Here is a 12,549-nt window from a genome sequence, read left to right on the forward strand (position 1 = left end):
CGTCGCGCAGGATCGCGTTCGCCTCACGCAGCTCACGGTTCTCCCGCTCAAGCCGCCGCACCCGCTCCGACTCGCTCGTCGAGGCGCCCTGCCGTTCGCCGGCGTCGATCTGAGCCTGCCGCACCCATCGGCGCAGCGACTCGGCCCCGAAGCCGAGCCGTTTCGAGACCGTCTCGCACGCGGTCGTCAGGTTCGGGTACTCATCGAGGTGGTCGAGCACGAGCCGGATCGCTCGCTGCTTCGTCTCCTCCGGGATCTGCTTCGGCATGATGACTATCTTCCTTCCAGACTCGAAAGGAACCGGCATCAAACCGGGGACGGTTCATCGACTGCCGGATCGTCCCCGCTTCGCGGGCGCGAGGCGCGTGAGGATGCTCGGCGAGCTGCTTCGGAGGCGGCGCGATGCCGCGCCGCATCCTCGTGCGGAACGAATGTCAGTATGCCGTCCTGACGCCCGACGCGGAGCGACCGCCGCCGCAGCTTGAGGCGTGCTATGTCCGACGCCTGGTGACAGCGTCATCGCGCTCGGGAACGAGGAACGCGCGACTCCCACACCCGGCCGGCGAGCGACGAATCCTCAAGAGCGGCCGAGGAGTGTGCGCAGAAGCGGTTCCGGCGCGCGGATCCGTCCTAGTGTCCGGAGCATGTCGTTCGCCGCCCGGCACCGGCCCGCCGCCCCCGCGAGGAGCCATGAGCTCCGCGCCGTCGACCGCGAGGCGGCGCCGTCCTCGCCCGGCGGCGAGGCGACCGGATTCGTCGACGAGCTCGATCCCGACACCCTCACGCCCGCGCAGTCGCGGTGCCTCCGCCGCGCGCTCGACGACCTCGCGGCGCAGCGTGAGTCGCGCCGCGGCCACTGATCGCGCGGCTCAGACCTTCAGGTCCGCGACGACCGCGAAGTGATCGGAGGGGTGTAGCCCGTCGACCCTGTCGGTGTCGACGGATGCGCTCCGCACCTCGGGCGCGCGGCCCCCGGCCGAAGGGCGCACGAGCACGTAGTCGATGCGGCGATCGAGCTGCTTGGCCGCGCCGAGCGGTGCGTCGGGGTGCTCGCTCGAGAGGGTGACGCCCTCGTCGGGTGCGTGCCCGGCCGCCGTCCACGCATCCGTCATCACTTCGAGCAGCGGCGCGAGCTCCGGCCCGTCGGGCGGCGCGTTGAGGTCGCCGATGAGCAGCACCGGGAGCGGCGACTCGAGCGCCGCGAGCTCGAGCACGAGCTCGGCGAGCTCGCGCGTCTGGGCGACGTGGTCGTCGCCGAAGTGCGCGTGGTGCTCGGCGCACGTGCACACGACGCGCAGCGGCCCGCGCGGGTGCTCGATGACGGCGACGAGCGCGACGGGGGCGACGTCGCGGCTCGAGGGGAGCGTGCGCGTCCACGAGTCGAGGATGGGCCAGCGGCTGAGCACCGCGAGCCCGAGATCGACGCCCGCGTGGTCGGGCGACTCGGGCTCGTCGGGCAGCTCGGGCAGCGACGGGCCGGCCCACTGGCTCTGCATCCCGAGCCGCTCGGCGAGCACGGCGGCTTGTGACTCCTCGCGCGTCGCCCACGACTCCTGCAGGCCGATGATGTCGGCGTCGAGGCGCTCGAGCGTCGCGGCGATGCCCTCCTGCCGCTCCTCCCAGCGCTCTCCGAAGCGCCACCAGACGTTCCAGGTCACGACCCGCAGCTCCGCTGGCGCGCGCATGCCGTCAGCCCGCGCGACGAAGGGGACGGCACTGCATGCGTGGACGCTATCCCGCGCGCGGGCAGTGCCGACGGGGCCTGAGCCGATCCTGACGCTGTTCGGTGCTTCGGCGATCGGCGCCTCGGCCGGAGGCAGCGATTCAGCCTGCCGCGGTCGACCCGTCGGGCTTCGGCACCACCGTCAGCACCCGCCGCACGAAGTCGTCGAGCGCGCGCATGTACGTCGAGAGGAACTCCTTCGTCGACTCGACCGTGACGTTGTCGTCGTCGTCGACGAGCCCCTCCTGGTACTGCACGTACGCCTCGATCTCGTTCATGAGCGGCGCGTTGCAGAACGACATGATCGTCTTGAGGTGCTGCTGCCCGACGGCCGTGCCGATCGCGCCGGGGGAGGTGCCGATGATGCCGACGGGCTTCCGCGACAGCGCGTTCTCGCCGTAGGGGCGCGATGCCCAGTCGATCGCGTTCTTCAGCGCGCCGGGCACCGAGCGGTTGTACTCGGGCGTGACGATGAGGATGCCGTCCGCCTCGCGGATCTGCCGCTTGAGCTCGAGCGCCTCGGGCGGGTAGTCGCCGTCGCGGTCGTGGTCGTAGAGGTCGAGCTGGTCGATCTCGATGAACGAGCACTGCAGGTCGTCGGGCGCGAGCTTGATGAGCGCCCGCGCGAGCCGGCGGTTGATCGACGATGCGGAGATGCTGCCGCAGATGACGCCGATCGTGTACGGGGGTTCGTGGTGGTACGTCTCAGCCATGCCGCCAGCATGGCCCCGCATCCTGGGAGTGTCGAGGGTTCAGGCGCGGTAGCCGCGCGGGTTGCGCTCCTGCCACCGCCACGCATCCGTCACCGCGTCGTCGAGCGAGCGGGTCGCTCGCCAGCCGAGCCGCTCGTGCGCGAGCGTCGGGTCGGCGGTCGAGACGGCCGCGTCGCCGACGCGCCGCTCGACGACCTCGAAGGGCAGCTCACGGCCGACAGCGCGCTCGAACGCGCGCAGCACCTCGAGCACCGAGGCGCCCCGCCCGGTGCCGAGGTTGACGGTGAGCACCCCCGGCTCGAGCGCCTCGAGCGCGGCGACGTGCCCCTCCGCGAGGTCGAGCACGTGGATGTAGTCGCGCACGCCGGTGCCGTCGACGGTGGGGTAGTCGTCGCCGAAGACGCGCAGCCGCTCGCGCTCGCCGGCCGCGACCTGGGCGATGAACGGCATGAGGTTGTTGGGGATGCCCTTCGGGTCCTCGCCGATCTCGCCCGAGGGATGCGCGCCGACCGGGTTGAAGTAGCGCAGCACCGCCGCCTCGAGGGCGGGGTCGGCGGCGGCCGTGTCGGCGATGATCGCCTCGATCATCGCCTTCGTGCGGCCGTAGGGGTTCGGCAGGTCGATGCCGACCGGCGCGTCCTCGCGCAGCAGCTCGCCGGGCTGCTCGTAGACGGTCGCCGACGACGAGAAGACGAAGCGGCGGATGCCGTGGGTCGCCATGGCCTCGAGGGTCGCGATCGCGGTGCCGAGGTTGACCCGGTAGTAGCGCAGGGGCTGCTCGACCGACTCGCCGACCGCCTTGAGCCCGGCGAAGTGGATGACCGCCTCGATGCGGTGCTCGGCGAGCACCCGGCCGACGAGCTCGGCGTCGCCCGCGTCGCCGACGATGAGCGGCATGGCGGCGCCGGCGATCCGCTCGGCGCGGCGCACCGCCTCTTCGCTCGCGTTCGAGAGGTCGTCGAGGATGACGACCGCGTGCCCGTGCTCGACGAGCGCGATGGCGGTGTGGGAGCCGATGAAGCCGGCTCCGCCGGTGAGCAGCACGCGCATGGGCTTCCTAGAGATCGAGGGTCGAATCGCGCCCGAACCGCCTGGTCACGATCGAGTGAGCGCTCAAGGCTCCTCAGGATCGACGGGTGCGTCGCCGCCGTTCCCTGGCTCGACCGGCCGGGTCGGCTGGGGCTCAGGATCGGCGGTTGGAGCGGGCGTCGGGTTCACCGGCACAGGGTTGACCGGGCGGGGTCGAGGTGCGGGTGCGGGCGCCGGATCCGGCTGCGGAGCCGGCTCGACGCTCCGGTTCGCGGCGTCGATTGCCGCGCGCGCGTGCGCGGTGAGCGCTTCGAGCAGCTCGACCGTCGCAGCGCCCGTGGGGGCGGTGCGCACAGCGTCGGCGGCGGCCGCGAGGGCCGCGTCGGTCTCATCGATCCCGGTGACCGCGACGCGCGCGTCGGTCACGGCGAGCGTCGGCTCGCCGAAGGACATGATGGCCTGCTCGAGCGCTTGGAGCCGCTCGGCGTCGAGCACCGGCTCAGAGCTCGCGGCCGCAGCACGCGCCTCGGCATCTGCGACTGCCTCTTCGGTGAGCGGGTTCGGCCCGGGCGTCTCCGGCGTAATGCGCTCCGCGAGGCACGCCGCGACGACGTCGGCGACGCCGGCGTAGCGGGCGGCGAGCTCCGCGTCTGTGTCGGTGGTGAACCCCGTGGCGAAGCTCTCGACTGCGGCGACGCGATCGGGCTCGAAAGCGAGCCGCGCGCTGCGGGGGATGATGAGCGCGGCGTTGTCGACGATCTCTGCGGCATCGAGAGCGGAAGCCATGCGCTGCTCGAGCTGCACCGCCTCGACGATCCGCGCCTCGAGCTCGCATTCCGCTTGTGCGCGCGCCGATTCCGCCGCGGTGAGCCCGGCGATCGCGGCACGGTAGCGCTCGTCGAGCACGGTCGTCGAGCTGCCGGCTTCGCGCGCCTCCGCTGCCCGCTGATCGTTCGCGATCGAGACGGCGGTCAGCGACCCAGCCGCGAAGACCGCCGCAGCGGCCAATCCGGCGATGGCCCAGCCCTGCTGCCTATCGAGCGGCATGCTGAGACCTCCTGTTCGCCTCGTGACAGACACTCAACACTAGCCATTCACCAAGCGTCTCCCGGTACTCTGTTCGCATGCCGCTTCCGAGTCGACAGTCCCGGGAGCCAGTGACGCGGAACGATGGGGTCTTCCGCATCCTGACGGTGTGCTCTGGCAACCTCTGCCGCTCGCCCCAGGCGGAGCAGCTCCTTCGTGCTCGGATCCCCGCGGCGTTCGGGCGCACCGACATTCCTGCCCTGCAGATCTCGAGTGCCGGGACGAAGGCGTTCGACGACGACCCGATGGACAAACTCGCCGTCGCGGAAGCGGTTCGTTTGGGCATCCCGGACACTGCTGCTCACCGTGCGCGACGCATCCGCGAGCCGCACGTCGAAGAGGCCGACCTCATCGTCGGAATGGCCCGCGAGCACCGCGCGGCAGCGACAAGCTTAGTGCCGCGCGCCAACCGACGTTCCTTCACGCTCGTTGAGTTCGCTCGTATCGTCGAGGCGCTCGCTAACGGCGAGCTCGAGTCGTCGGTCGCGCCTCTCGGCAGGGACGGATTCGCCGCCTTCATGCGCCGCGTCGTCGACGCGGCGGTGACAGCGCGAGGTATGATGCCGACCCCGGTGTCGCCGGACGAGCTTGACGTCGAGGATCCCTACCGGCTCGAGCCGGAGGTGTACAAGCGGTCAGCCGACGCGATCGAAGTGCACGTCGCCCGCATCGCATCGTGCTTGCGAACACTCGCAGACGGGCGTGGAGCGGAACTCCGGGTGTGACAGGATGTTTGCGGCGTGCCGCATCTCCTTGGCGTGCCGACATACGCACAGGGAGTCAAGTTGCACTTGTCGGATTACATCCGGGTCATCAGGAAGTACTGGGTGCTCCTTATAGCGGCGACCCTCGTTGGCGTAGGAGCCGGCGCCGTGCTTTCGCTCGTGCAGAAGCCCGTCTACTCCTCGTCGACGCAGGTGTTTGTCTCGCTCCAAGCCGGTGACACCACAGCCGAACTGGCACAAGGCAACACCTTCACGCTGTCCCGCGTCGAGACGTACGCAAACCTGGTCGACTCTCAGCGCGTGCTTGACGGAGTGATCGAATCGCTCTCGCTCGATGAGTCCTACACCTCCCTCGATGCGCGCATCAGTGCCAGGACCGTCCCCGACACAACGATCATCGAGATCTCGTCCACGAGCGACGACCCGGCAGAGGCCGCTTCTCTCGCCGATGCAGCGGCGGCAAGTCTCTCGGAGACTGTTGCCGCGATCGAGGCTCGTCCCGATCAGGCCAGCCCAGTGCAACTCGCCGTCGTGGAGCGTGCTTCGGTGCCGACTACGCCGATCAGCCCCCGCACGACCGTCAATATTGTGATCGGCGCGCTCGTCGGCCTGGCGCTGGCGGTCGGATTCGCTCTCTTGCGCGAGGTGCTTGACACCCGAATCCGCAACGAGCGCGACGTTCGCGCCGTCACTGACGCGCCCATGCTCGGGGCGATCGCGTTCGATCCCAAGGCGAAGCAACGCCCGCTCATTGTGCATGTCGATCCGCTGAGCCCGCGTTCCGAGTCCTTCCGCACGTTGCGAACGAACCTGCAGTTCATTGAGGTCGACGAGGATTCACGCTCGCTTGTGGTCACTTCGGCCACCCCCGGGGAGGGCAAGAGCACTACAACCGCGAACCTCGCAATCGCGATGGCCGACGCCGGACAGACCGTGATCCTTGTCGATGCAGATCTCCGCAAGCCGAAGGTCGCCGATTATATGAACTTGGACGGTGGAGTCGGGCTGACCGATGTACTCATCGGCCGGGCCGACTTGGTTGATGCGGTTCAGCAGTGGGGCACGAAGGCGCTGTACGTCCTGCCTGCTGGCCAGATCCCGCCGAATCCGTCTGAGCTACTCGGGTCTAAGGCGATGGCGACCTTGCTCAAGGAGCTGCAGGAGGAGTTCGACTGGGTTCTCTTCGACGCGCCGCCATTGCTGCCCGTCACTGACGCCGCAGTGCTCTCCAAGCATGTCGAGAGTGTTGTGCTCGTCGCATCGGCTGGCAAGGCGACGAAGCACCAACTCGAAACCGCGGTGCAGCTGCTGGACACCGTCGATTCTGCGGTTGGGGGCGTCGTCCTCACGATGGTCCCGACGCGCGGCGCTGATGCGTACGGGTACGGGCATTACGGGTACGGGCACTACGGTTACGTCGAGCGTAAGCAGCAGGAGCGAAAGGCAAAGCGCCCGGCATTGCCGAAGACACGGTGATCTCAGTAGAAGTGGACGGCGGGGCCGGTCGCTCAACCGTGGTCACCATGGTGCGCGTCGTCAACTCGGTCTTCGCGACGCGGCGCTCCGAGTGCAATGGCGCTGAGGACGGCGGTGATTCTGCGTCCGCCGGGCGCTCGCGTTCGCCTCAGTGAGCGTACCTGCGCCGTCTGCGTCGGGCAGACTACTCACAGTCTCGGGAAGCCCGACGCTTGCGCAGCGGCCTCCGGCCGCCCTGCTCAATGAGCGGAGGCGGCGTGCTACGACTACGCGATGCGTCAGTCCGTGCGGATCGAGCGGCCGACCTCGGCGACGGGCGCCTGGCGCCGCAGATCCTGCGGTGCTGGACACGGAACGTCACATAGCGCCGAGCGCCGCATAGCGAGCTCGGCGTAGTGCGGCACGGACGGCGGAATCGCCCCCGCAGCGATGAATCGCCGGTGGGTGCGAGTGCTTCACCCCGCCCGTTGAGTCCCAAGCAGCTTCAGGAGTTTGAAGGCTCCGCGCAGATTCCGGCGAGCGTCAGGTACCAGGCTCAGTAGTAGCAGGATCATGATAGAGCACGCTGCAGCTCCAGCGGCGATAGCGAGACCCCCCGAAGCAACAGAGGTCAATGCGGTCACGAAGACCGCGGTCAACGCGCCGGCCGCGCCGGCCGTTATAAGTAGGACGCCGTTAGCGAAGAGGCGTCGTACCGGAACGCCCGTCGCGCGCCCGAGCCAAACAGTGCTGACCGGCCACGCCAACGCCATGCCGATGGAATACCCGACCGCTATTCCGAGCACACCGAAAGCAGAGCCAATCGCAACGCAAACGATCACGAGCGGCTTACTGATCATGTCGGACCGAAGCAAGGCACGGCTCCGCCCGGTTACCACGAAACCCCAGTGGTTCACCATGCTCAAGGCGTAGAAGCAACCTCCTACCGCGAGGGCTTGGAAGATGGGTATGGTGCGCTCCCACCCACCGCCCAATAGGAAAGGAACGAGTGACTGAGCCGTTCCTGCCGCTATGGCAAGCACGCCGATGACGGCGAGACCGACTACGAACTGAATCCGGAGGAGCATGGGCCCCAGTGCGCGCCCCTGAGCGCGTGCTCGATTGAGGGTGGGAACTACAACCTGCATGAGCGGGCCGAGCAGAAGACTCGAGAACGCGAGGAGTTGTAGCCCTCGATTGTAATAGCCGAGAGTAGTTGACCCGAAACGCCAGCCCACTACAAGCGAGTCAGCGCTTGTCTGCAGGAAAGCGAGAAGCTGCACGAAGGTGTACTCAGCTCCGACCGCAAGGGCGCGACATGCGCCGTTGCCCCTGCGGAAGCGAATCGGCTTCCAGCGAGTGGCGGCGAAACGCATAGCTAAGAGCACAACCGCCGCTACCAGGTGTTGAGCGATCAATGCCCAATAACTGGCGCCTGCGGCCGCGAGAGCCACGGCGGAGCCAAGGCCAGCAACCATCGACACGACTTCGCCAACTACCAGCGCGCGGTAACGCATGTTGCGCGAGAGTTGCACGTGCAATTGCGCCGACAGCCCGCCGAGGAGCAGAAGCGACGCCATGCTCGGGACGACGACCCAAAGCAGCGGCTCGTTGAACCACGCCGCAAGCAGTGGCGTGGCCAAACACAGGCCAACCGCCGCGGCTGACCCAAACGCAACGTTGAGCCAGAACATGTTCGATGCTTGCTGGTGGGACAACTCGGGGGCTTGTAACGCGACAGTAGGTAGACCAAAGTCGCGCAGAAGTGATCCCAGTGCGATGAAGACGGCCACGAGCGCCACCACGCCAAAGTCCTCGGGCAGCAGCAAGCGAGCAAGAATCGTCACCGATAGAACTTGAACGACGGCCTTGGTCAGGCTGCCGGCCACAACGAGCGCACCGCCCCGTGCGCCGTCTGCCAGCACGCTCTGCGACAAAGTGTTGTCCTCGAATCTGCAGCTCAAGGATGCGCGTAGGGCGCTTCCGTGGCCCACCGGACAGGGCCGTCGCTCCGATCAGCCTATCGCCCTGCCGTCTAGCTGTTTCCGGCAATGGCCGTAACACGGCGGGTCGTAGCGCGGACCCCGCGGGATGAGCGGTATTGTGAAAGCTTCGCCTACCGACGGAGGTCCTCGTGTCTCGCGCGAACGGCCGGGTCACGCCTCAGGGCGGGGGCCGATCGCGGCGCCGGGTGTCAAGGCGCTGCTGACGCTCGCAGGTCGTCGCCACCAAGGACGCTGATGTCCCTGTCGACCGCTGAGTCGAACGCTTCGGGGGTGGAATGGTCTGCGGCGCAGAGGAGGAATCGGCCCTTCCAGCCCCGTCGCCAACGCCCGCGCCGCGCTTCGAGGTGCGCCTCGGTCGGGACAGATCACGCACCTCCTCGGAATTCTCGCCCCGCGCGTCGCATAGGTGCTGCACGGCCAGCGCGCGCTGCCGTTCCCCTGACCCGATGACGGGCGAAGTTGTCCGCGCTTCGAAGCAGGTCTCGATTCGCGACATGCGAGAGCGGCTGCCAGCTTGTAGTGAGAAGCGCCGTCCAATCGCGGCGACCGGTGATCCAGTCGCAAGAACGATGCGCCTGGCGCAGCGCACCAGCGCAGGCCGAAGCGCGCTACGACCGAGTCCGCTCGCCTGTCGACGACCATTCCCGACTCGCGGCTACCTGCGTCAGCAGGCCGTTGTCTGCCCTCGAGGCATACCGTTACCCGCTGCACCGCCCGCGTCGTCGCCCTTGCCGCCTGGGCCGAGTTGCAACTCAGAGAAATCCACGCGCTCGCTCATCGAGCCCATTCGTCACCCACACCGCGCCAGAGTCATGGCGCGGCACATCCACCCGGAGCGGGCAACGGTTCTGGTGTCTGCCCCTCATCCGGGTCCAGGCACGTCGATTGCAGTCGCGGGCTCGGTGGCGCGGCGAGGCCGGATAGGCTAAGGGGGCGACAGGCTTGATACATCGGCTCGCAGCGGCCGTGACCCTGCCGGCGTTGGACGAGACTAGGCGTCGCAGTTTAACCGAAACCGAGCGGAGAGTTCACTGATGCGCGAGAACCTACCGAGGGTGCTGATCATTGCTGTCAACCCGCTCTCGAAGACTTCGAATAACGGAAAGACATACGCATCCTTCTTCGAAGGCTATCCTTCCGAGCGAATTGCACAGCTGTATTTCCATCGCGAACTACCGAACTCGAGTATCACAACCCGGTTCTACCGAGTGTCGGACGAAGACGTACTGCGATTCATGACTCGCAGGACGCGGTCGCTGGGAGCGCCCGTGGAGGCCACGACGATAGCAGATCAGGTTCTGTCGCCCGGAGCGACGCGCGCTCTGGCTTCGTCGCAGACGATCCGCTCAGCGCGCAGTGCCGTGCTCGGAGGGGTGCTGCGCCTCGGATACCGCGACATCAGGAGTTGGATCGATGATTTCGATCCTGAGGTCATCTTCTTCAGCGGCGGCGACGCAACCCATCTCTACCCGTTGGTCGTTCGCATATCGCGCGACTTCGAGGCCAAGATCTTCAGTTATGTCACTGACGACTATGTATTGCCGCTGCCCGCAGGAAACCCGATGGCTAAGCTGGCCCGCGCGAGCGTCCGTCGACACTTCCTCGCAATGTGCGCGGCGAGCGAGCGTGTGCTGACCATTGGGGACAAAATGACGAACGTCTATCGCGAACAGTTTGGTATCGCGTCCACGCCGCTGATGAATCTTGTAGAAGTGACTAGTGCGACGGTTGCTCATCGCGACTCTTTGCCCGGCCTGATTATTCTGACATACGCCGGCGGGCTACACCTGAATCGCTGGAAGACGCTTGCTGAACTTGGCGCCGCGCTTGATCGAATTCAGGGCCGGGGGACGAGAGCCGAACTCCACATCTACACCTCAACACACATTGATTCAGCAATGGATCAAGCGCTTCGCTCTTCTGAGTCCATTGTGATGCACGAGGCCGTCGACGCGAGCCAACTGCGGCGAGTCTACGAGAGCGCCGACTTGCTGGTCCACGTCGAGTCGTTCGAACGAAGCGACCAAGTTGCGACGTACCTGTCCGTATCGACGAAGATTCCTGAGTATCTCGCCGCCGGACGGGCGGTTCTCGCAATAGGACCGGCAGGTGTTGCTTCTATGGAGTATCTAGCCAGCTCGGGTGCAGCCTACGTCGCGTCTTCGCTCGGCCACGATGAGCTGGACGTGGTGGTGGAGGAGGCGGTTCATGATCGCGAAGCGCGGGCTGATAAGGCGCTTCGCGGTCTTGAGGTGGCCTTGGCGAATCACGAGGCCGGTCGCTCGCGGGCCAAACTGTGGGAAGCACTCCGTGACGCCGCGCACGTTGGAGCGTGAGCGGTTGAGCCAGACGGACGCAGGACCGAGCTCTCGCCAAGTATCGAGGATACTTCCTCCGGTCATTACCAGAGCGGGCAGGCTCTTCCCCCCAAGTCCGCGTCTCAATCAAAGGATGCGGAGACACTCATGAGTTCGTTGCGGGTCCTAAGCTACGCATACGCGGTTCTAGCGCTGTATGTACTCGCGCTGGCGTCGCTGACGAGTATGACCGCGACACAAGTGCTGCCAGCATTGATGCAACTTCTCATTTGTGTTGTGCTCTTCGCATTTGGATACTCATTCGGTCGGTCTGCGCGGATTCCGCGAGAAGTTTCGGAAATTCCGCCGAGGCATTGGAACGGCACGATCGCCGTGGGTCTGGGTATGACCGCAATAGTGGCGAGTATCTTGTCTGCTCAGTACAGCACGGGCATGTCACCGGCGCAAGTGATTAGCGGGCTCGGCGGAGATCAGTCGCTCTACGTGCAGTATCAGGGCTACACCCAAGAACTTGTCGAAGCAGGCGGCGGAGGGGCACTCACCATCTGGTTCGCGATGCAAGTCGTTACGTACGCGATCGCGATTTGCGCGGTGATGTCGGTGGTCGCCCGTGGGGGGCGCGTCGCGCCCCAGGAGTGGGTGCTGCTCTCGTTTTCCCTCGCCGCGATGGCCTACTCGGGTCTCGCGCGGGGCACGGGGCTGGAGTTCTTCCATGTGGGCTCGGCACTGCTGTTCGCACTGTTGATTCGGCCAGGGTCGAAGAATTCCCGCGCGCGTCAGTTGTACATCCTCGTTGTCGCGGTCGGTCTGGCGTCGCTTTATGTCGCGATCCTCGCTGCGCGGGGTGTGGATCCTGCTTTGCTGGACCTTGGTGAAATACATCTCGAGGACTCTTGGCTGCGGGAGATGCTCGGACCGGGCGTCGTCGGCGCGCTGCTGGCCTTCTACAGCTATTTCGGCTTCGGCTCTTTGTACGTCTCCACTTTCTGGACCGATGTATGGCTGCGAGACTGGCAGAGCTCCCTCCTATGGTTGCTTCCCGGCGGCTCGGCGCTCAACGGGACCGAGGTCCGTGACGTCATGACGGAAGTCGTAGAGGTAGGTGTCCGGTGGCACCCGGACTCGGTGCTCTTCGCCGCTAATGCAGGCATGCTCGGGTTCTTTGCGGCTTGCGTAATCCTGGGTAGGCTCGCGAGTCACCTCGAGTCCCGAGGTACCCTGGCGTCGACCATGATGCGGTACTTCGTGTTCCTTCAGATGCTAGCGTTCCCAGTCGGCAACTTCGTGTGGGTCGATAAGGCACCGTTGGTCGTAGTGATCTGGCTTCTGATGCTCGCCGCGATCCGCCGGCTCGGATTGCTGCCTCCGACTTTCCGGGAGTTCTTTTTTGGCGGGCAGGACGTCCCGATCAGGCGGCCGATCTCGAAGCATGCTGGCGCATAGTTACCCAGGCAGACGCGAGAATGACAGCGGGCACCGGTTCAAGCGAACCGG

General features: G+C 66.5%; 11 protein-coding genes. 5 read left to right on the forward strand and 6 right to left on the reverse strand.

Going from position 1 to position 12,549, the window contains the following annotated elements; genetic code table 11:
• Nucleotides 1-307: transposase (locus tag H508_RS0109390; protein ID WP_156906049.1), on the reverse strand; the 307-nt coding region annotated here is incomplete at its 3' end.
• Between the two features lie 337 nt (nt 308-644).
• Between H508_RS0109390 and H508_RS0109395 the strand changes: the two genes are divergently transcribed.
• Nucleotides 645-860, forward strand: coding sequence for a hypothetical protein (locus tag H508_RS0109395; protein WP_026373864.1), 216 nt, complete (start codon nt 645-647; stop codon nt 858-860).
• Nucleotides 861-869: 9 nt separating this feature from the next.
• Here the strand turns inward: H508_RS0109395 and H508_RS16815 are convergent, their stop codons facing one another.
• From H508_RS16815 to H508_RS0109415, 4 genes are all read right to left on the reverse strand, one after another.
• Nucleotides 870-1,685 (reverse strand): endonuclease/exonuclease/phosphatase family protein, encoded by an 816-nt coding sequence (locus H508_RS16815; protein ID WP_051223148.1) that lies wholly within the window; start codon nt 1,683-1,685, stop codon nt 870-872.
• A gap of 139 nt (nt 1,686-1,824) precedes the next feature.
• The gene (locus H508_RS0109405) at nt 1,825-2,436 is read right to left on the reverse strand and encodes an NADPH-dependent FMN reductase (RefSeq protein ID WP_026373865.1); all 612 of its coding nucleotides are present in this window, start codon (nt 2,434-2,436) and stop codon (nt 1,825-1,827) included.
• Between the two features lie 39 nt (nt 2,437-2,475).
• On the reverse strand, nt 2,476-3,486 hold the full coding sequence (gene galE / locus H508_RS0109410) for a UDP-glucose 4-epimerase GalE (RefSeq protein WP_026373866.1): 1,011 nt from the start codon (nt 3,484-3,486) through the stop codon (nt 2,476-2,478).
• A 63-nt stretch (nt 3,487-3,549) separates the two neighbouring features.
• The gene (locus H508_RS0109415) at nt 3,550-4,512 is read right to left on the reverse strand and encodes a hypothetical protein (RefSeq protein ID WP_026373867.1); all 963 of its coding nucleotides are present in this window, start codon (nt 4,510-4,512) and stop codon (nt 3,550-3,552) included.
• 110 nt (nt 4,513-4,622) lie between these two features.
• Here H508_RS0109415 and H508_RS15605 point away from each other — a divergent pair, with 110 nt between their 5' ends.
• On the forward strand, nt 4,623-5,276 hold the full coding sequence (locus tag H508_RS15605) for an arsenate reductase/protein-tyrosine-phosphatase family protein (protein WP_051223150.1): 654 nt from the start codon (nt 4,623-4,625) through the stop codon (nt 5,274-5,276).
• 33 nt (nt 5,277-5,309) lie between these two features.
• A complete protein-coding gene (locus H508_RS0109425) occupies nt 5,310-6,752 on the forward strand; it encodes a tyrosine-protein kinase domain-containing protein (RefSeq protein WP_281168382.1) in 1,443 nt (480 codons plus the stop codon).
• 455 nt (nt 6,753-7,207) lie between these two features.
• On the opposite strand, the gene H508_RS0109430 is transcribed toward H508_RS0109425, so the two are convergent.
• Nucleotides 7,208-8,668 (reverse strand): lipopolysaccharide biosynthesis protein, encoded by a 1,461-nt coding sequence (locus H508_RS0109430; protein ID WP_169514171.1) that lies wholly within the window; start codon nt 8,666-8,668, stop codon nt 7,208-7,210.
• 1,337 nt (nt 8,669-10,005) lie between these two features.
• On the opposite strand from H508_RS0109430, the gene H508_RS0109435 reads away from it, so the two are divergent.
• Both H508_RS0109435 and H508_RS0109440 read left to right on the forward strand, forming a co-directional pair.
• Nucleotides 10,006-11,073, forward strand: a complete 1,068-nt coding sequence (locus H508_RS0109435; RefSeq protein WP_169514172.1) for a glycosyltransferase family protein — start codon at nt 10,006-10,008, stop codon at nt 11,071-11,073.
• 414 nt (nt 11,074-11,487) lie between these two features.
• Nucleotides 11,488-12,498, forward strand: a complete 1,011-nt coding sequence (locus tag H508_RS0109440) for a hypothetical protein (RefSeq protein WP_156906051.1) — start codon at nt 11,488-11,490, stop codon at nt 12,496-12,498.
• Nucleotides 12,499-12,549: the final 51 nt, after the last annotated feature.

Origin of the sequence: Agrococcus lahaulensis DSM 17612 (assembly GCF_000425105.1) — a bacterium.
Classification (GTDB): domain Bacteria; phylum Actinomycetota; class Actinomycetes; order Actinomycetales; family Microbacteriaceae; genus Agrococcus; species Agrococcus lahaulensis.

What these genes read in the sequence shown, in the direction of transcription:
- H508_RS0109405 (WP_026373865.1), bottom strand. Translation starts at nt 2,436, where the DNA reads ATGGCTGAGACGTACCACCACGAACCCCCGTACACGATCGGCGTCATC.
- H508_RS0109395 (WP_026373864.1), top strand. Translation starts at nt 645, where the DNA reads ATGTCGTTCGCCGCCCGGCACCGGCCCGCCGCCCCCGCGAGGAGCCAT.
- H508_RS16815 (WP_051223148.1), bottom strand. Translation starts at nt 1,685, where the DNA reads ATGCGCGCGCCAGCGGAGCTGCGGGTCGTGACCTGGAACGTCTGGTGG.
- H508_RS0109440 (WP_156906051.1), top strand. Translation starts at nt 11,488, where the DNA reads ATGTCACCGGCGCAAGTGATTAGCGGGCTCGGCGGAGATCAGTCGCTC.
- galE (WP_026373866.1), bottom strand. Translation starts at nt 3,486, where the DNA reads ATGCGCGTGCTGCTCACCGGCGGAGCCGGCTTCATCGGCTCCCACACC.
- H508_RS0109415 (WP_026373867.1), bottom strand. Translation starts at nt 4,512, where the DNA reads ATGCCGCTCGATAGGCAGCAGGGCTGGGCCATCGCCGGATTGGCCGCT.